Here is a 20551-nt window from a genome sequence, read left to right as displayed (position 1 = left end):
CTCCTCCTAATACTAGATATATCAATTATTTCGTTTTAGTTTTTGAAAAAAACCCTTTTTATTCATTAATTCATTAAGCTCTTTACCTAATTGGTCATATTGCTGCTTCATATCTTGCAACTGATCTTTTAGCAATAGAACATCTTCTTCTTTTGCCGATAACTTGGCTATAAAGTCTTTTTTTACATTATTAAGTTCAAATTGAATTTCTTCCAATTGTGTAGTTAATTCCGAAATAACACTGTCCTTCTCAGCTAATAATTCTTCCTGTTGCTGAAATAAAGTAGCTTTATTTTCAAGTTCTAGGGCGCATGCTTGTTCGTCTTGATCTGCTTTTTCTTTTATCAAGCTAAGCTGCGACTCTAACTCATTAATATAGGCAGATTTTTTTTGGTTATCAATTACAGTATTATCAATGAAGTCGGCTATATAAGAGGTAAATGTCATTAGATCATGGCTATAAGCAAATATTTCGTAAACAATTTCAAGCTTTCTTACTTCATCAAATCGATGTGTATCGATCAATATTTGCGGATCGTTTGTATCAAAGAGAAGCAGGCCATCCCATTCCTTTGTAGCATTTGTTGCCCATTCCTTAATGTGAAAATCATCATTTATAATAATATTTTTAATTTTGACGATACAGGAACTATTTAAAGGGTCAATTCTCAATTGATGAATATTTAAAAAGGAAGATAAGTCGAAAGCAACTCTTAGATCTTGATCGAAATAATTCATATATTGAATGATTGTTTGAGATTCGTTAAAGCCATTTCCATCATTTATAAATAACTGCGCGTAATAGTAATTTGGCGTAGATCTAATATTTCTCACGATTAATTCTTCGCTGCTACTTCTCTTAAGCTCAAATATAAATTGATAAACTTCACCATATTCCCTATTCTTTAATAAAAACTTCAGCATTTCATTACTTATGAAATCATAGTCATTATTTAATTCAGTGTCCCTCGGACGGTTATAAGTAGCTAGACTTTTAACAGGCTTCAAAAACGCTTTTTCAAACATCTTCATTAAGCTATTATAAGTAAAAAATCTAATATGGGTATTATCTAACAAACCGATCTCTTGATAATTGAATCTATTGTTGATTAAGTCAATGATAATAGAGTTATGTGCTACATTTGGAATTGATACAAATATTGAACCCTCTTCTTTTAATAGCCTTTTCGACTCTAACAAAACCTTTTGTGGTTGGTAGAGATGCTCTAACACATCAGCAAACACAATATAATCAAACTCAATGGCATCAAAATGCTCAAGCCAAGCGTATTCTTCTATATTTCCTATAACACAATCCCTTGAGTATTTAGAGGCAATCCGTGCAGATTCTGGATCGATCTCAACAATATAGACATCACAATTCAACTTTTCCTTTAGATATTTAGTCATTCTTCCAGTAGCAGGGCCAAATTCCAATACCACTGAATTACTCTTAATATTTCGTAATATTAGAGATAAAGAGTTATCAGAGTTTTCATCCAAACTAACGTCATATTTCAGCATACTTTCACCCTTCCTTTAAAAATTCATTAACAACCTCTTCGGGCGAGCCAATACGTCTAATGCAGCCATTTTGTAGCCACATGACCCTATTGCACATGCTTTTAACCTGATCAATATTATGAGTTACCAAAACCACTGTGGTACCTTGATCTATCATTTGTTTAATTCTATTCAAACTCTTTTCTTGAAATTTCACATCCCCAACCGACAAGATCTCATCCACAATTAATATATCCGGTTGAATGGATGTAGCAATGGAGAATCCTAGCCTCGCATACATGCCAGAGGAATAATTCTTAACTGCAATGTCCACAAAGCTCTCTAACTCAGAAAAAGCAATAATTTCATTAAATTTTTTATCCATATATTGCTTGGAATACCCCAATACTGCACCATTAAGGTATATATTTTCGCGTGCTGAGAGCTCTGGATCAAAGCCCGCACCTAGCTCGATTAATGGTGCAATAGAACCGTTTATTTTCACACTTCCTACTGTAGGTTTCATAATTCCAGAAACTAATTTAAGCAGCGTACTTTTTCCGGCCCCATTGTATCCAATTATCCCAAAAATTTCCCCTTTGTTAACCGTAAAAGATACCTCTTTTATTGCCCAAAATTCCTCATAACTCATCTTTCCTTGCAACACTTTAATAAAATACTCTTTAATTGAATTAACCTTTTCTTTATACAAATTAAATTTCATTGACACATCTGATACTTCAATCATTTTTGTTATCATAATTTCCCCTTATTTCTATAAATGTAGAATGAATTTATCCTGGCGCTTATAGAAGACATACAAGCCAATAATCAACGCTGAAATGGACATGATTAAACAAATTATTACATAATCCAATGATGGAAGTCGTTGCTCAAGTATAATCTCTCGAAAAGACTCTACATAGTAAAATAAAGGATTAAAATCATGGATAAACTTAAATTTCTCTGGAACTATGCCTTCAGGATAAAAAATTGGAGTCATATACATTAACATCAATGTTAAAACTGAATATAAATGAGTCATATCTCGAAAAAATACGGATACGGAACTAAGAATCAAAGAAATCCCAATAGAAAATACTAAGATTAAAACAAAAATAAGTGGGATTGCAAACCCCGTATAATTTATTTTAATTCCTGTAGAGAACATAATAATTAATAGGGCCGCAAAGCTTAAGATCAGATGCACAAACGATGACAAACATTTAGAAAGCGGAAATAGATACTTAGGAATATACACCTTACTTATTAAACTAGCTCCACCAATAACTGAAGTCATTGCCACAGTGGTAGCTTCACTAAAAAATGAAAACAATAAACTAGCACTCATAAAATATACAGCAAAATTCTCAATATCAAATCTGAACAAATTACTAAAAACTATGGATATAACAACCATTGTCAGTAGTGGGTTAAGTATGCTCCAAAGTATTCCTAATATAGAATGTCTATATTTAACTTTAAGATCCCTGATTACTAATTGCTTTAGTAACTCTGTATATTTAAAAAAATTATAAATAAAACTCAAATCAATCACCGACTTTTCAGAAATTCTATTTAAATGTCAATTTTATAATGAATCCAGTTGCTTCCATGCTCTTTATTTACTTCATTAAAACTATGACAACACCTCTTCTAAATATAGCAATTTTTAACTTGCCTTATGTCATACCAACATATGATTATACCTTTCCAAGAAAAATGGTATCTCTACATCAATTTATGCTAAAATACTAACGTATCTACAAGCAAAGGAGATTGAAACCTTGTCGAATCAAGTATACGGTAAAAAAGCCGCAGCGTCGAGAAATGGGAACAAATTATCCGTCGCAAATTGGCTGTTAATGTTTGGTATTGTTATTTTGATGATATGGGCTCCCTTCCAGGCGGGCTTGTTCAATGGTCTGTTATTGCAGTTTGATAGACCTATTTTCTGGTCGGTGATCATTGGCAGCGTCCTGCTGCTCATCTGGCTTGCTGCATATTACAAAAAAATTAAGCTTGAGGATCAGCGGGATTGGACAGCGGTCTTCGTCATATTGCTGCCGATTACGTACCTCATTTCGCTCATATCCGCAGCGTCGCATTATTTTGCTATGAACATGCTGTTCATTCAGTGTCTCTACGCCATCATGTTTATTATAGGCTTATACCTGATGCAAAATAAACAAGCTAACCGCTTCGTAGAAACGACAACGATTACGGCAGCTTACATTATTGTAATGTTCGGGCTGCTCAACTGGCTGGGTCAGGGAAGAACCGCATCCGCGATTGTCGGCTGGTTTTCCGGTACGGTTTATGAAGGACAGTATCACCAAGCGGTGTGGATTGACGCAAACGGCCCACGGCTGGCCTCCGTATTCCAGTATCCGAACACATACGCTGCTTTCTTGATGGCTTTCTTCTTTGTAGCGGTATTCGCCATTACTCGCTCTAGCAAATGGTATGTACAAGCGATCCATGCTTTCATGCTCGTACCGATGGCGCTATCTATTCTACTGACGCTATCACGCGGTGGTCTGGTTTTCCTGCCAATCGTATTTATTGTGTTACTGTTGTTCCTGAAGCCTGCAAAGCAACTTTTGTGGATTCTCTATTGCTTGATCGCCGGAATCGGCACTCTACTCATTGCCAAGCCAGTAACCAACCTGGGACAGCAGTTTCATCAAGGACTCATTAATGATCCAGCCAAAGGCTGGGGCTACGTGCTCATCGTATCCGTTATCGTTGCAGCTCTCGCCTGGGTAATTCAGCGCTTCTTAGCTCCGAAGCTTGAGCAGCGTTTAGGCGGATTGTCGGAGCGCAAGCTATCTAATCTGTGGCTGCCTGTTAGCTCTGTCGTAGCTGTTGTTATCCTGGCAGCAGTCTTTCTGGGAACTAACGCCAAGCATATCTTGCCTGGCAACATCGGAGAGCGCCTTGAAAATATTAACTTCCAGCAGCACAGTGTGCTCGAGCGCTTAACCTTCTATAAGGATGCAGTGAAGGTCATGAAGGACTACCCTGTGATCGGCGCTGGTGGCGGAGCCTGGGCTTCCCTATATGAAAAGTATCAAAATAACCCTTATCTCAGCCGACAAGCTCACAGCTTTGTCATGCAGTATTTAGTTGAGGTTGGTATTCTCGGCTTTGTCGTGTTCCTGGCCTTTATCCTGTTTATTTTCTATAAATATATCAAAAGTTATATTCGTTCATCCGAGGAACGGCGCGAATCTTATTTCATATATTTCATCCTCGTATTTTCGTTGTTGATTCATAGTATGATGGACTTCAATATGAGCTATGTCTATATCGGCATCCTCGTCTTCCTCGGGCTCGCCGGTATGTCCGCTGCCATGGATAACAAGCCTGTGAAACGTCTCGCTTTGAAAGCCTCTACGGCTCGAGGGCTTTACGGTGCTGTAACGGTTGTCGCTTCTCTCATCCTGATCTTTACCTCTATCCGCTATATCCAAGCTAATGATGAGGTGAGCAGAGGCAGAGAGCTGATGAGCACGAGCACAAACTTCCAGGAGATTAAGGCGCCGTTAGAGCGTGCGCTTCAAAAGCGCGCCAACCAACCAGACGCCGTGTTGAACCTACATGTGCTCATGAAGGCAGGCTATGAACAAACGCAAGATGAGTCTTTCTACAATGAAAGCTACAAATTACTAACAAACGCCTTAAAGAAAGAGCCGTTCAATAAGAGTATTTATAACCAGCTCATGGCACTGCACCAGTTAAAAGGGGAATCTGAGCAAGTCTACGCTATCCTTAGAGACAATGCAGACAAATACGCCTGGGATATGAATTGGTATGATCAACTAATCTCTCAATCCTATGAGCTCGGATATCAGGCACTCGGCCAAGGCGCTATCGCTGAGAAAGAAAAATATTTTAAAACTGGATTAGATGCATATGCGCATGTATCCGCTGGTGTAGAGCACTTGAAAACACTGCCCCCAGGACAGTTCCAAGGTGGGGAATTCTACATCACGCCGCAGATGACGTTAAGTGCCGGCAAAATGCAATTCATGATGAATGAGCCGGAGCAAGCCGCTATTATTTTGAAGAATGGATTGACTGAGGATTTAAATGATACAACCATGCGAGATATCGCCGTCTGGTATCTGGCTGCTTTGCAAAAGAGCGGTGCAAGCGATCAGCCGGTTTATGATCAACTCATCCAAATTGCCCCAGCGGAAAAGGACACTATCGACCAGCTTGCAAAATTGCAATTCTAAATACAAAAACGGCTTCTCGTTTAACGAGAGGCCGTTTTTGTATATTTATTCCTATCAACAATTTGTGCCATATACTCAAGTAGTTGTTCTCTCAGCTCTTCACTCTGCAATGCATAGTGTATCGTTGTCTCAATAAATCCAAGCTTCTCGCCTACATCATGCCGTGTTCCCTCAAAGTTATAGGCAATAACCCGCTCATATTCCTTCAGCCTTGAGATCGCATCGGTCAACTGAATTTCGCCACCTACGCCGACACGCTGTTCCTCCAAAATACCAAAAATGGCGGGTGTTAAAATATATCTCCCCATAATGGCCAAGTTCGAAGGCGATTGATCGGTATCCGGCTTCTCTACCAGTTGATTGGCAATATATACTCGCTCCTCGATCTCCGTTCCGTCCACAATACCGTACCGTGAAACTTCACTCCATGGCACCGGCTGTACTCCTACAATCGAGGACATATGCTCGTTATATACATCAATCATTTGACGCAGGCATGGCCTCTCTGATTCAACAATATCATCCCCTAGCAGCACTGCGAAGGGCTCATCGCCGATAAACTTCCTTGCGCACCAAATTGCATGACCTAACCCCTTTGGCTCTTTTTGCCGAATATAATGGATGTCCGCCATTTCAGAGGACTTTCGAACCTCCTCTAACAGCTTCCACTTACCTTTTTCATGGAGGTTGTATTCAAGCTCGAACGAATGATCGAAATGATCCTCGATCGCCCGTTTTCCTTTCCCTGTTACAATGATAATATCCTCAATCCCCGAGGCTACTGCTTCTTCAACGATATATTGTATCGTCGGCTTGTCCACAATAGGCAGCATTTCTTTAGGCATCGCTTTCGTTGCTGGCAAAAACCGCGTTCCGAGTCCTGCAGCAGGTATAATCGCTTTACGAATTTTCATATTTCTTTGTCCCTTTCTAATTGAGCATTTTGCATAATTCCCTATTTGAGAATTGAATAGCAGAACCTAGACCTAGTTGGTGGTGCATTTTCAGCTAAATCCACTCGGTTTTCAAAAATGGGCAGACCTGCAGAATTTTCTGCGCATTCAAAATTTTAAGCAGCGACTTTTCTGTATTTCTGAGCCATTGCCAGGGCAGAAGCCAGCAATACAATTGCATTTAAATATTGGTGAGTTATGACTTTCTCTATGCCCCAAACATGCATGGCGTCTGCGGTCAAATAGGTTTTCATTCGGGAGTTGCAGCGTTCTACACTCGTTCTTTCTTTGTAAAGTTCTTGCCAACGTTTCGTGTTCCGGTGCGGACTTGAATAACGGCGCAAATCGCTTTTTGTATCAACCTTGAGCACCATTCCATAGTTGGAAGATGAACAGGCTGCCATCCCCAGCGGACAATCCACCTTGCCGGTCGCATGGGGACACCGGAATTTCAGGTGATCGCCATCTACTCCCCAGTATGTCATGGCAAAACCCATGGAGCAGCAAGGTGTACCGTTAGATGTTATACCTGCAGGCGGTTCCTTCTCATTGCGAAGATTCATCGGGATAATCGCTTGCGCTTTGAGCTTCCGTGCCGCTTCATAGTTTTTAAGTTGGTCATACCCAGCATCAAACACAAAGAACTTCACTTTCGCATCGGCAGCCACTTGTTCCATAAGAGCGGGTGCCAGATCACCGTCATTGACATGAGCCGGTGTAACCGAGAGGGCCAGGGGCAGTTCGCTAGCGGTGTCGACAGCAAGATGAAGCTTATAGCCGAACCACTTGACCTTGTTACCAAAGGAGTCAAACTTCGCGCCCCAGTTGGCATTCCCCGTCAGCTCACTTTTGCGCTTCGGCTGTTTCTTCTCGTAGGCATGGATCGCTGCGCTGTCCATCGCCACGTGACTTCCATCGATGATTCCTTCCTGCTTACAGCGTGTGACGAGATCCTCAAACAGACGTTTTGCCAATCCCTTATTCGTTAGCTCAGTGAAAACGCGGCTTAATGTGGCGATTGATGGAGCTTTTCGATCAAGCCTGAGTCCGCATTGGTAACGGAAACGAAGATCCATATCCAGACGACGATGCAAGCCACTAAATGTATCCATGTTCTCCAGCGGCGCTGCAAGCAATGCGCGAAGAATCCCTTGTCGGCAGTGCCCATCGGCACCTCGGGGTGAATGACTTCTCAATTCTTTAGCATATGGCCGTAAGTCCAGGGCGCTGAAGAAGATAGGCAAACGGTCTTTAAATTCAAGTTTTTGAAGTTCTTCAAAGGAAAATAGACTTTCTTGTAGAATATACATAGTGACTTCTCCCCCTTGGGTTTTCTTGTTTTGTCACTTGAAAACTTCTCCAAGTTGGGGTGAAGTCCTTTTTTTATGTTTGAAAACCTTTGTCTAGCAAGGGCTCAGGTTAATGCAAAATGCTCAATTAAAAGACCTGAAATAATATATGCCTATTATACACAAAATATGGACAACAACCTAAACGGCCCCCCAAACAAAAAAGACGGTTCCCAGATAACAACCAAGGAATGCCGTCAATAATTTATGACAAACTTATTTCTCACTAAAATCTTTTTTAAATTGTCTATTAATATAATTCATCAGTTCTTATTGCACCATAGTTTGCTCATGCCAAATTCGTTTCATTGAACTTACTACTCTATGAGTAACTTTCGACAAGTAAACAGCTGCTATAAAAATTAATGACAATACAATAATAAACAGAGCATATGTCTCTACAATAGAAAGGGTTCCCCTGTCAAATCTGACAAAAAACTGACCTATTATATTATGATGAACAATAAATGCCGCAAAAGAGAATTTACTCACAAAGCCAATCAAACTTCTAAGCTCTTTGTTCTTAATAAAATGAGATAAGTATGCAAAAATAATAAAAAGAGAAGCACCTAAGATAAATGTTATATGAATATGTGGAATACTAACTGTTACAGCAAACAAAAATACCCCCGTTATTATAGCCGGAATGACAAGTAAATATTGTTTTATTTTATCAGCATACTGAATAAACAACATTCCGAAAACAAACTCTGGCAACCGAGTTAATGGATTGCGGATAACATCAATTTCAAAGAGAGAGCTGTAATTTTGAACTACTACTATATAGATTGCCAGGATTGAGATACAAGTTAAAATAGGCATTTTAAGAACTAAGTATCTCAAAATAGGAAATAGAATGTACATAATAACTATTAATCCTAAAAACCATTCACCTACTAGATAAAAATTCGGTATTTTATAGTATAGAAATCCATCAAATCCTATTAGGGTTAAAATAAGTTTCCATGGTTCAACTTCATGATGAAGATTAGTATTAATTATAAACAATCCGAAATAAGTAAAAATATAACCTAACCAAAACAATGGGTAAATGGATACAAACCGTTTGTAAAAGTATTTTTTTAAAGAAATTTTCTCTCTGTAATTTAACATCAACGAAGCCCCGGACAACATTATGAATAATGTTATTCCTAACGATCCAATACTATCATTTTTAAAATTTTGTATAAATATTTCTGGAGCATTAATTTCATGAAACCCTAACTGTTGATTAAAATGATATATTATAATCAATAGTATAGAAATCGCTCGTAAAAAATCTAAATAGAACACTCTACTTTTTTTTACTTTCACAATGGTCACCTTTCAATATTTTGATTTTATACTCATATTATCATATGGCTAGTATTTATTTATCATATATTATCATACAATATATTCTATAATCCATGGTTAGTGTTCTATTACTTATATTGTGAACCATTCCGTAACTACATAAAAAGACGGCCCCCCAAGTCCATCTGGGATCACCGTCTGCGTCTGAATTGTACTGCACCTGCATCTTTGCACTTGACCAGGCTCTGATCTGAGCCCGCCTACTTCTACTGACTCCAAATTTTGCGTATAGAGAAGCGACGAGACTGCTCCTGGCTAGGATGATGTCTGCCCGGCTCCGGCGTATGAAGAAATCGGTCCGTATCATACTCGAGCTTGCGATACTCCAATTCCCCGCCGAGCTCCAACTTCTCATGTACACGAGTAACCACGGCCTGCATTTCCAAGAACCCTTCGAACATGAAATTCATCCCCCTTCAAACGAATGAACAACACGAACGCAAATTATTTTGGTTACGCTTACATTATACCATGAACAAGCTCTTTCCGGGAGGTAGAACCTTGATCTCTCTAAGCTTTTTAGAGGCTGTGTTCACTGAAAGTTTAAAATTAGGAAGGTGACAGCGCCACACACAAATGGTGGGCGCTGCAAGTAAGAATACTGTAGAAGTCGCTTATCTGTATTCCATTAACCAAAATAACCTTGTAACCCCTTAAGAACTCCTGCAGCAAAATCCAGTGAAGCCTCGTACATTGGGTAATCCAAGTTTGCTAAAGCAGTTGAATTGGTGATATACTCAACCTCGATTAGAGCTCGTGGATAACTATACGATGATCCGCTAGGATAGCGTAAAACACCCAGTGAACCAACCGCTGTTTTAGTATCATCCAAGACTCCTCGATCTTTTGTACCTAATGCCCCAACAACACCTTTTTGAAGCCCCTGAGCAAACGATTTATCGCCGGATCTTGTTTGAGCATAGTATGTCTCAGTACCATTTGCCGTAGTGCTGCCCCCATTCCAGTGGATACTTATCACTGCATCGACTTTCTCATCTTGCCCTTTTTTCCACCGGTCGTTAATTTCTACTTTCTTATCAGTTGTTCTTGTCATGATAACTGTAACACCAGCATTCTCTAGATAAGATTTAGCGGATTCAGCAAAAGTGAGCGCAAGATCCTTTTCATTTACAGTTTTGTTGTTTAGCTTACCACTGGCTCCAGGATCGCTTCCACCATGTCCAGGATCAATTAAAATTTTCTTTCCTTTCAAAGCCATACCGATCACCTCTTGTTTTATTGATTGACGCCAACCTATCAAATAAAGTGGTTTTAAAAATCAAAAAAACAACCTTCAGGAGGATATAATGAAAAAAATAACATTATCTTCATTTGTAATTATCCTTATATCTAGTCTTATACTTACTCTAGGAGCCTGTACGTCAAAAGATAATAATAAGCTGGAGTTAAATACACCACACTCTGGGATGATCTTGGATACGAACGAAATAAATATATCAGGAAAACTTACTAACAAAACAGTAGACTATTTTTTCTATCAAATTGACGATGGGCATTCTTATATAGGTGATGGGAAAATAGTTCCTGAGGGGGACGGGGGCTTTGATGTGAATATAGAAACTCGAACACCTTCCAATGCTTACGTTACTATAAACTTTTATCTAGATGAAGATAACAATGGAGTGTTTGAACCAGAAACAGATACAGAGCAACTCCTCGGTTCAGTAGAAATTATTTTTAATGAGTCCGCTATTGTGAGATGATAAGAACCAATTTCCACTAAATGGTTGTTTTTCATTGATGTTAATCCACCTTTAAGAATACAGAATATTCTTGGTTGCATTTAGAATAGGGGATGGTTCTATTTGCAATCCACAGTCCCAGTATTATTCTGAATTCAAATTTAAGGTGGATATTATCATGGCAAAAAGAACCTATTCTGTTGATCTAAATACACCCAGCTTTAAACAGTTCAATGATGGAAATAATACTTGGTACAGTAAGAAAACAAGCTGTGGTGGAACCATTGGACAAGAAGGTTGTTTCCTAACATCGGCTGCGATGATTTTCAAAGGTTTTGGTGATACTGTTGATCCAGGATCCATAACTGAGGCTCTCAAAAAGAAAAATAATGCCGATTGTCCTTTTAATTGGAACACCGCTGCGTCAGAATACTCTCATACCTGGCATAATAAAACAAACGGATCCTTTAATAATGTCCGTAGCAATCTTTTTGACCTCATTGTTACTCAAAGAGTTCCCGTAATGGTACATGTACCTAATCATATGGTTGTCGTTAAGGGCTTTCAAGGAACGCTGACTACTGATATTGATGGCCTTCCATATTACACAGATATTTCAGCGTCCATGTTTAAAGTTAATGATCCAGGTAGTAGCAGTAATTCAACTCTGCAAGATGTAATAAACCAAAAAGGCAGTGTAGACTACATTACCTACTATACAAAATAACTAAAGAAGGGCCGGGGATATCCCCGGCCCTTCTTTAATACTCCAAGACATTCGTTTCCGATACTGTGACAGAATCGGAGATCATATCTAGATCCATAATTTTATCCTTATTTGCTAGCAAAATTTTGAGTTTTGGTAATTTGGATAGTGACGCCACTGTATTAATGGGAGTGTTACGGATATCTAGAAAAGTAAGATTTTTGTTATTTTCCAGTGAATTGATCGACTCAATTTGAGTGCTGTTAATCTCGACTCTCTCCAAATCATTTAATTCGCTTAATAGCTGCAGATCCTTTACAGGGTTGTTTGAAATACGTAATGTTTTTAATTTTTTTGCTTGTTCGATTCCTTCAATATTAGCTAATTGACAATTAGACAATGTAAGAGATACAAGTTTATTCCAATTTTTAATAAAATTAATGTCTTTGACATTACTGTCTGAGATACTTATTGATTGAAGGTGTAACTTATTAAAATCTGGTAACTCCTCTAATGAAACCCCATTTAACTCTAAATAATCTAAGTGGGGTAGTTCATACAGAAATTCAAAATTTTCTACATTCACATACGACAGATTTATACCACTTAAATTTTCCAATCTGCTTAAAGAGGACAGATCAACAGGCTCACTTATTCCCTCAAAACTGATGAACTCGACTTTAGCGAGATCATCTTCAGAAAAGTTGAGGTTCGAACTAGCTAATGCATTTCGGATCCTCTCTTCAACAATTTGCGGAAAGCCGCTTTTCCCCGACTCTAATTCCATTGAATTAGAATGATTGTTTAAAATAAAGTTATCCTTTTTCTCCAAACAACCAGTAATCATAATACAAATCGATAAAATAATAACAATTTTTAGGTTACCAATCCGTCTTGACAATTTTTAAGCCTCCTCTCTATTTTCTAAACGTATTCATCATCATGTAAGTTTGATTCATACTTATGTTTTTTGGATGTACCTTTTGCAAACTGTTGCACAAAAAAAGGAGTCCCCCCTAAATCTCGAAAGTGTTATCAACGACCCAAACACTGAGATAAAAGGACGAACTCCCATACCATATCACGACACGATAGTTTATTTGCTTTAAATGTCACGATCGATAATTACTCTTTGTTTTTTGTAGAGCTATAAAAAATGTAGAGAAATCAGGGACTTGAGTTAAGTCATACGATAATATTTTCTTGATAAGTGTAACCATAATTTCTTGTTCAAGATCATCCCTATTATTAAATTCTATCTTGTTTCGTACACTTTTTATAGCGGGTAATATAATTCTTATTACCTCATATACTGCCTCACGCCTCACGGTCGCCATTTTGTGCCTGGAACACTAGATCAAATAGTTCATCCATCATTACCCTCCCCATTCACTTTTTTATGAATTACATCAATTAGTTTTGATATCGTTTGTGTTAAATGCTCTAGTTTTTTTTCAAAGCGAAGAAGTAAATAACCTGTCAATACAATCGGAAATCCTACCTGACTAATAGCTGTAAATATATAAGCTAGAGGTTGATTATTTTCCATCGGAGTCACCCCCCTCCTCGATGATGAGTCGTAGTCTTCGCAGTGCTTTATTTCTAGCTTTGGATACAGCTTGCTGAGAAATACCTAGTAAGCGAGAAATTTCAACATCCTTGTAGCATAAAACATAGCTGTAGGTAATAATTTGTTGTTGTCTTCTGGTCAGGCTAGAAAAAGCCTTCGATAGATGATCATTAGTTATGGAATCTGGAAAGGTGGAGAGACTGAAATTTTGTATGTCGGAAGGTTGAGTTGCATGTTTGCTAAGAAGTAATTCTCCGTAAGTTACAGACGTATCCTTATCAGATATCGGACTATCAAATATAAGCATATTTCTTTTTTTCATTTTGTGGTTTTGCCTCATAAGATCAATTGCACAATAATGCACAGTAGAAACCAAGTATTTCGTAAAACGAACTCTAAAAAAATATTTGCGAAATTTCTCGTTTAGTTCAGGTAAATATTTGTGTTCATGATCTACTGCTTTAAGTAAAAGAACAATATTCTCTTCATTTTGAAAAAAACTACTGACTATACCATTTGAAAATACTGATTCATTTTTTTGATAATAATTATTAAAGGTTTTTCTTTGAGATTTAGTTAGAATCATTCAAGACACCTCCTGAATTCCCTTTATATTACTAAGGTGTAATAAAAGCACATTAAAACAACCTGTTAACCATTAGTCCTTTGATTTGTCATAAAGTATAAAGTGTTGCCTCTTTATGTTACCATTATGGCAATAAATGGTCAATAATAGACATTTAACTTGCCTTATCGGTATTTTCATAGAGCTTGAATTAAAAAACAAAAGTATTTTTATAACCAGGTTGTAAAACACCCTCTAAAATTACCTTTCTCTTATGAGAGGGAAAATTATGGACGTGCCTATGGCTTGTTCTCTCTTTTTCCTAAAAACATAACGAAAAGAGGTATTGGGATGGAAGAGTATGCAAAAGTTCTGCGTTGGGCAATGGACAATGATGTATATGGCCTGAAAACGACGATTCAGCTGCCCAAAACTGCAATCTTCGAGAAAGATGTAGGCTTCATTAACTTTTATCTAGGGGTATATGCTGCGGATGTTCACTACGAGTGCGGCCTGTCCACTAAGCCTGCTGAAGCAGTTAACGATCACTGGCACTGGTTCTGGAATACCGGATTTTCCAATGATGGGGGGCCTTGGATGATAAAAGGCGGAGCTACTGTTCCAATTGAGCTATCTCTGAATAGCGATAGCCAGTTGGAGTATAAGGTGGCCGGGGAGGTTGTAAAAACCTTCTTCGCTGAAGCCGAGCCCTTTGGAGCTCTAAGTAACGCCCGGCTCGTCGTCGCGGCTTGCGATCAAAAATTTGAATGCATTCCCGAGCCTCTTCCCGAATGGACGACGCGCCATGATACCGTCATATGCGACGGCTTTAGTTACAGGGACAGTTGCGGCACGTGGAGAACTTTGTCTTCAACGAACTCTGCCCCGCCGACTTCAACCATTTTTTGGCCGACGGGCTACGAGCATACGGGCACGCCTGCTGATTATACGACCACTCTATCTGCGGGTAAAATAATCGCCTCGTTAGTAGATTGAGGTTAGTAAATTGAGGATTGTTATATGAGCTGTTAGTCGAATGTATATTTCAAAAAGACCCCCCTCTTTCCGTCATACGATGACGTTCAGAGGGGGGGCGCTTTGCTTGCTTATTTCACTAACTGTCCACGTGTCACACCGAGCTGGTTCGTTGCTTTTAACGTTTTCCAGACCTGTGTGCCGCTAATTTCCCCACGCAAAGCTTGGCTATAGAGGCGAATAACCTCATGTACCTGCTCTGGTGTTTCTTCCAGGAATTCAACGCGGTAGCTTTGCACGCCGAGCTCCAGAAAATTCTGTAGGTATTCCGCTCCAGACTGCTCGATCGCATTGTACACTGTATTGCGGCAGCCTTCATCGACGCGAACGGGATGGGACATGCCGATCCGATCCTGCAACGAAACTCTATGCTCTTCGCAAGGACGGCCGCAGTTCGTATAATCGGTGCCCTCGCTCAGGAAGGTGCAGTATACACAATGCTCCGTATGGAACATCGGCAAGTGCTGGTGGATGACAATCTCCATGTCTGCCGCCATGCCTTGACTCTGTCCCAGCAAATCAACCATCTGCTGAATGTTGAGATCGTATGATGGCGTAACGATGTCGCAGCCTGCTTCAAGGAACAGCTCCACCGTCTTATGATTCGCAATATTCAGCGAAAAATCACCGATAATTCGCGGATGCTGTGCGTCCGGATTTTCCCGACGGTGGCGCAAATAGTAATACAGCGCTCCGGTGTTGCGAACCAGCACCGCATCGGGCTGAAGGCGCAGGATATTGTTATGGTAGCCGTTCTCGCCCGGCATATGGATGCGCGGCGTTGCCAGCGCAATCTGTTTGCCCGCGGCATGTACGGCTTCCACTGCTGCCGGGAATTGCTTGATGAATTCAAAGTCGGCGTAGACCATCCCTACGCCTGCCTCCAGCGCAGCCTGCACCTGCGGCAGGCTGCGGCACAGCGCGGTGAGCTCCGCTTCACCGCCGCGCAAAGCGCGGCGCGCGGCCAAGCCCGCGCCGCCGCCTTCAGGCGCACCCGCTTCGCGCGGTGCGCCTGCGCCTCCCGCCGCAGCCAGCGAAGCGGTGGCGGCGGTGGCGGCGGTGGCGGCGTCCGCCCGTTTCACGTAAACGGGCGGCTTGGGCCGTTCGCCGGCGAGCAGCTCCACTGCGCGCCGGCGGATGCTGTTCAGCTCTCGCATCGGCAGGATCACATCGCCATCCAGCGATGCATCCAGCTCCTCGAGCTGAAACAGCGTGCCGCCGAGACGGCCAAACTGCTCTTCGAGCAGGGCATCGTCCATCGGCCGCTTCTGCGCCGTCTCGAGCAGCAGCTCGGAGTCGACGCGCACCGTCGTGCCCTTCTGCACATCCGTCCAGAAGGTCACCAGCGGCTCGCCAGCCCGTCCCGTAACACGGACCTGCACCGGAAACACCCGGTACGGCTTGTCCGTCTCAAATGTCTGGCGCAATCTCTTATCGAGCGAGGGATCGCTCGTCTTCCAAATCCGATCGCCGACATGAACCTTGCGCAAATCGACATCATTGCGCCCGGGTACAATATCGACGATCCATTTCTCATCGGCTTCGCCTTCCAGCTTCACGCCTTTACGGCGTAAATCATAGACGCGTCCGCCTTCTTCCTTTTTCGTCGGATCCCCCGCATCAAAGACAATACCGTCTCCGCGTTTTACTGGAGCCTCCAAACGGCAGACCACGCCATCGCGCAGCACCTGCTCCACCCGGCCCAGGTACACGCCTCGGCTCTTCGGAAACGTGCCTTCAACAAGCTTCTTATTATTCGTTCCCTCCAGAAAGCCATGCGTAAAACCGCGCGAAAAACTCTGCTGCAGCTCACGAACCTCTTCCTTCGACGGCCTTGCATCCTCCCCGTCAAAATAACGGTCAATCGCCTTCCGGTATTTGCTCACCACGTTAGCGACATATTCCGGGCTTTTCAAACGCCCTTCAATTTTAAAAGACGTCACACCCGCTTCGATCAGCTCCGGCATCAGATCGATCGCCGCTAAATCCTTCGGAGACAGCAGGTAGGCCACATCGCCCATCGGTTTCTGCTCCCCGTCGACCATCAGGTCATACGGAAGACGGCAGGCCTGAGCGCATTCGCCCCGGTTTGCAGAACGGCCGCCCCACATTTCCGAGGTCAGGCACTGTCCCGAATACGACACGCAAATCGCCCCGTGGACAAACACCTCCATCGGCAGCTTCGCCTGCTCCCCAATTTTCTGAATTTGCTTCAAATTGTTCTCGCGGCCCAGCACGACCCGTTCCATATTCCATGGCTTCGTGAATTCGACCGCTTCCGGCGAAGTAATCGTCATCTGGGTTGAGCCGTGAATCGGAAAGTCTGGCGACATTTCCCGAATCATTTTGACCAATCCCAAATCCTGCACGATCACCGCATCCACACCCGCATCGATACAAGCCTCGATCAGCTCCGCCGCATCCCGCAGCTCATCCTCGAACACAAGAATATTGAAGGTCAGGAACCCCTTCACCCCGTAACTGTGCAAAAAAGCCATGATTTCCGGCAGCTCGTCCATGCGGAAATTGTTCGCCCGGGCTCTAGCATTAAACTTCTCTACTCCAAAAAAAATCGCATCTGCCCCATTGGCGACCGCCGCCCGCATACAATCCCAATCGCCCGCTGGTGCCAGGAGCTCCACGTCCTGCCGCGTTAATGTTGTACTGCTCATATATTCCTCCCCGAGGCCGTAATGATCAACCCTCGTAAAATCATATCCATAAAATTTGAAATGTAACGACGATAACCTTTTTATTTTATCAGACATTCCCTGCAGACTCTAGCTTTAATCCCTTCCAAACGAAGAACTTATTTTCCTATAATCCGAATAACTCGAAACCAATTACTATATGTCATAAGCATTCCTCTAAAAAGAATTGACCACGCATCAAATATTGTTTATATTTGTAATAGATTAACAATTGATGGATGCAAAAACATATTTTAAAGATAGAATCTTATCTTTTTTCACTGCTTTGCATTACTGGAAGAATAACTTCTGAAGAAGGATGATTTGTATGAACCATACCGCTTCTGTTCTCCAGCATATTGCCGATTTCATGCAAGAGGAACATGTGAATCTAAGGGAATTGGCAAGTAAAACCGCAATCAACGCAGGCACACTTAGCTCCATATTAAACAAAAATAAAATTTTAACGGTAGATCATCTGGATCGCCTAACAAAAGTAATGAACTATCCGGAGGGGTATTTTTACGAGCAATATATTAAAGATCATTTAAGCCAAAGTACCCTCAACTGGCGAAGATTCAAGCCCTTTTTATACCGCTGCGCTGATCTTGATAAATTAGACTGCATGGAGCAAGTGATCCATTTATTAATGGATAACCTGATGTACACTCCCCTTCTGTTTGATGTAGCGGAAGACCTCTACCAGCAGAACAAGCTTAAAGCAGCAGAACTATTATTTGAAAATGTGGCTGTTAGCGAGAGGCATCAGCATTCAGAACGGCTCGCCTTGTGCCAATATCGACTTTTCTTAATTCGCTTGGGAAACGATCAAGAAAAGAACTATCAAGCAGCGATACTATTTGAGCCTTATGTAGATCGGCTGGATGAACTTGATCAATTAGATGCTTTGAGAGACCTGGGAAATATATATCGCACTTTAAGTCAATGGGATAAGGTAGAATTGATAGCAAATAGACTAGGCCATTTGGCCAAAACACTGTACTTCACAGCAAGACCTAGGGTTCAAAAAAACTCTAAACCAAGCAGGCCGCTGTTTACATATATTGCGTTAGCCAACATATTTCACGCTGATGTTTACGATACGTGGGGTGAGTACGAGCAGTCACTACAATATACCTCCTACTATGCTGATTTAAGCTGGGTTAAGGAAGATGACGATAGCACACGGCACTGGAAAAGTGTTTTTCTAGAATGGGCACAGGCCAATACTTATGTGATTAAGCTAAGGTGTGGAGATGTTAGTATACTTCCAAATTACGTTGCTTTTATTGAAAAAGAACAAGATGAACTTATCCCAGGTTTATTTAATATTATGGAAGCAGCTAATCGATATCATATTGATGTAGATCATATTCTCAAGCAATTTGAATCTGAACTTACATCCTATGTTAATAAGAACACGACTATTGACATCTACAAAAGTCACTATAGTACAACCTTTTATCCATTGTTATTACATAATCTTGCTTACTATTATCTCAAAAAGGATAATTATACTACTGGATTCTCATTTTTACTCAAGGGGCTTGAAAAATCCGCCTTTATAAACAATAGAAAGTGTTTGCTTAAATGTGTGGGGCTATTCGAGCAATATAGAGATCTGGCATCCCAAGAAACCTTGCTTAACTATAAAACTATAATAACAGGAGTCTATGAGAATGAAGAAGAAAATTCTGTTATCACTTTTGACAGCTAGCTTTGCCTTTACTTTGTTCCTTCCTACTCAATGCTCCCTAGATAATAAAATTAGTATCTATGGAGGATTACACGGAGGATAGAACTACACCCCATTTCTAAAGCCCATATTCCTACGAGAACGCACTTAAAAGATTTATCGAACAAACCCATCATTAGGAGCACATCCTATTCGATGGGTTTGTTTCGTTTATCGCACAATATTTAAAGAAACGCAAAGTCCGATACCGCTAATTCGCCATGTTCCAACCGTCGTCCCCACAACTGGGATCTTATTCTGACTGATTACTGCTGATCACAAGTGCGTACTACAACGATACCGAACCTACAGCTCCCCATGACCGGGAAGCTGAGACCGAGCAGTGAGAACGAAACTTTCTAACGAATCCTACAAGCGCTATTTGTAATAAAATAACCCCTGTCAAAATGTAACGAATCCAGGGAACGCTATTTCAGTCTTCACTGCTCCAAACAGTAGCTAAACCGTAAATAGCGTGTCTGGCAATCGTTACATTCAATATCAACGAAAATATATACAAATTACGTGGATGAGATTCGTTAGATTCGAGCTGACCAGTTAACGGACTAGGGACTAGTTAGCTGACTGGCTGATAATTCCGTCTAAACCCAAATATAAACAAACCGCATCCCTGCCGTTTATTTTATTATTGGTGAACACATGGGTATCCAACTTTATCATTTTCATTTCACATAAAATTGAAAAAAAACACCCTGTTCCATTTCGAAACAAAGTGTTTTCGTTATTCCGTATTTATTTAAACCAGCCGCTAATCATTACAGCATCCGATGCCAGGAAAACAAGCAAACTTACGATGCCGAAACCGATTGCAAATAAATTCTTCTTCGGACGAGCGACCATCAGGCGCACCACGCCGATCAAAATAATTACTGTAAACAGCAGCATAAATATGTCGAAACCGTTGAAGTTTGATGTCTTCTCTGCCGCTTCTGCGAGCAGTCGCATGCCGTAACCCCCTTATAAAATCACGTATATACGCATCTCCCTATATGTTATCTTCCAAATGGCGCGGATGCAAGGGGAAAAACAGATAAAAAATGGAATTGTCACAATTTAGACAATTTTAAAACGTTTTTTCACGGAGATAGAGTGGCTAGTTTCCTTGACTTTATTGTAATTGT

The 20551-nt window shown here is 40.9% G+C and carries 18 protein-coding genes; 5 read left to right on the top strand and 13 right to left on the bottom strand.

Annotation, left to right across the window (positions count from 1 at the left end):
- Positions 1-21: 21 nt before the first annotated feature.
- From EIM92_RS06910 to EIM92_RS06900, 3 genes are read right to left on the bottom strand one after another with little or no spacing between them, the layout of a single operon-like run.
- Positions 22-1524, bottom strand: coding sequence for a class I SAM-dependent methyltransferase (locus EIM92_RS06910; protein WP_125082058.1), 1503 nt, complete (start codon positions 1522-1524; stop codon positions 22-24).
- 4 nt (positions 1525-1528) lie between these two features.
- The gene (locus EIM92_RS06905; protein WP_246021229.1) at positions 1529-2263 is read right to left on the bottom strand and encodes an ABC transporter ATP-binding protein; all 735 of its coding nucleotides are present in this window, start codon (positions 2261-2263) and stop codon (positions 1529-1531) included.
- 15 nt (positions 2264-2278) lie between these two features.
- Positions 2279-3052, bottom strand: a complete 774-nt coding sequence (locus EIM92_RS06900) for an ABC transporter permease (protein WP_425464174.1) — start codon at positions 3050-3052, stop codon at positions 2279-2281.
- 238 nt (positions 3053-3290) lie between these two features.
- On the opposite strand from EIM92_RS06900, the gene EIM92_RS06895 reads away from it, so the two are divergent.
- On the top strand, positions 3291-5747 hold the full coding sequence (locus EIM92_RS06895) for an O-antigen ligase family protein (RefSeq protein ID WP_125082056.1): 2457 nt from the start codon (positions 3291-3293) through the stop codon (positions 5745-5747).
- 20 nt (positions 5748-5767) lie between these two features.
- Here EIM92_RS06895 and galU read toward each other — a convergent pair whose 3' ends face one another.
- The 5 genes from galU to EIM92_RS06870 all read right to left on the bottom strand — a co-directional run bounded on the left by galU (position 5768) and on the right by EIM92_RS06870 (position 10624).
- Positions 5768-6661 (bottom strand): UTP--glucose-1-phosphate uridylyltransferase GalU, encoded by an 894-nt coding sequence (galU, locus tag EIM92_RS06890; protein WP_125082055.1) that lies wholly within the window; start codon positions 6659-6661, stop codon positions 5768-5770.
- A gap of 155 nt (positions 6662-6816) precedes the next feature.
- Positions 6817-8010 carry a transposase gene (locus EIM92_RS06885; protein ID WP_125081295.1) on the bottom strand — a complete coding sequence of 398 codons (1194 nt, stop codon included), beginning with the start codon at positions 8008-8010 and terminating at the stop codon, positions 6817-6819.
- A gap of 309 nt (positions 8011-8319) precedes the next feature.
- On the bottom strand, positions 8320-9363 hold the full coding sequence (locus tag EIM92_RS06880; RefSeq protein WP_164515046.1) for an acyltransferase family protein: 1044 nt from the start codon (positions 9361-9363) through the stop codon (positions 8320-8322).
- A gap of 248 nt (positions 9364-9611) precedes the next feature.
- Entirely contained in the window at positions 9612-9806 is a 195-nt protein-coding gene (locus tag EIM92_RS06875) for a hypothetical protein (RefSeq protein WP_125082053.1), read from the bottom strand.
- Positions 9807-10033: 227 nt separating this feature from the next.
- On the bottom strand, positions 10034-10624 hold the full coding sequence (locus tag EIM92_RS06870) for an N-acetylmuramoyl-L-alanine amidase family protein (protein ID WP_125082052.1): 591 nt from the start codon (positions 10622-10624) through the stop codon (positions 10034-10036).
- A gap of 88 nt (positions 10625-10712) precedes the next feature.
- On the opposite strand from EIM92_RS06870, the gene EIM92_RS06865 reads away from it, so the two are divergent.
- Together EIM92_RS06865 and EIM92_RS24125 are read left to right on the top strand one after the other, a co-directional pair.
- Complete coding sequence (locus EIM92_RS06865) at positions 10713-11129, top strand: hypothetical protein (protein ID WP_125082051.1); 417 nt, start codon at positions 10713-10715, stop codon at positions 11127-11129.
- Positions 11130-11286: 157 nt separating this feature from the next.
- Complete coding sequence (locus EIM92_RS24125; protein ID WP_246021227.1) at positions 11287-11835, top strand: C39 family peptidase; 549 nt, start codon at positions 11287-11289, stop codon at positions 11833-11835.
- Between the two features lie 34 nt (positions 11836-11869).
- Here the strand turns inward: EIM92_RS24125 and EIM92_RS06855 are convergent, their stop codons facing one another.
- The 3 genes from EIM92_RS06855 to EIM92_RS06845 all read right to left on the bottom strand — a co-directional run bounded on the left by EIM92_RS06855 (position 11870) and on the right by EIM92_RS06845 (position 13970).
- Positions 11870-12715, bottom strand: a complete 846-nt coding sequence (locus EIM92_RS06855; protein ID WP_125082050.1) for a leucine-rich repeat domain-containing protein — start codon at positions 12713-12715, stop codon at positions 11870-11872.
- Between the two features lie 465 nt (positions 12716-13180).
- Entirely contained in the window at positions 13181-13363 is a 183-nt protein-coding gene (locus EIM92_RS06850; protein ID WP_125082049.1) for a YvrJ family protein, read from the bottom strand.
- Positions 13353-13970 (bottom strand): RNA polymerase sigma factor, encoded by a 618-nt coding sequence (locus tag EIM92_RS06845; protein WP_125082048.1) that lies wholly within the window; start codon positions 13968-13970, stop codon positions 13353-13355. Before EIM92_RS06845 ends, EIM92_RS06850 begins: the two co-directional genes overlap by 11 nt.
- Before the next feature lie 330 nt (positions 13971-14300).
- Between EIM92_RS06845 and EIM92_RS06840 the strand changes: the two genes are divergently transcribed.
- Positions 14301-14945: a hypothetical protein gene (locus tag EIM92_RS06840; protein WP_125082047.1), complete on the top strand. Its 645-nt coding sequence runs from the start codon at positions 14301-14303 to the stop codon at positions 14943-14945.
- 110 nt (positions 14946-15055) lie between these two features.
- On the opposite strand, the gene EIM92_RS06835 is transcribed toward EIM92_RS06840, so the two are convergent.
- On the bottom strand, positions 15056-17656 hold the full coding sequence (locus EIM92_RS06835; RefSeq protein WP_125082046.1) for a U32 family peptidase: 2601 nt from the start codon (positions 17654-17656) through the stop codon (positions 15056-15058).
- A gap of 346 nt (positions 17657-18002) precedes the next feature.
- On the opposite strand from EIM92_RS06835, the gene EIM92_RS06830 reads away from it, so the two are divergent.
- Positions 18003-19391: a transcriptional regulator gene (locus EIM92_RS06830; RefSeq protein WP_125082045.1), complete on the top strand. Its 1389-nt coding sequence runs from the start codon at positions 18003-18005 to the stop codon at positions 19389-19391.
- 771 nt (positions 19392-20162) lie between these two features.
- On the opposite strand, the gene EIM92_RS06825 is transcribed toward EIM92_RS06830, so the two are convergent.
- Positions 20163-20375 (bottom strand): hypothetical protein, encoded by a 213-nt coding sequence (locus tag EIM92_RS06825; protein ID WP_125082044.1) that lies wholly within the window; start codon positions 20373-20375, stop codon positions 20163-20165.
- Positions 20376-20551 lie beyond the last annotated feature (176 nt).

Origin of the sequence: Paenibacillus lentus, assembly GCF_003931855.1 — a bacterium.
GTDB classification, from domain to species: domain Bacteria; phylum Bacillota; class Bacilli; order Paenibacillales; family Paenibacillaceae; genus Fontibacillus; species Fontibacillus lentus.
Note: the sequence above shows the minus strand (reverse complement) of the source record. Positions and strands in the feature narration are given on the sequence as shown.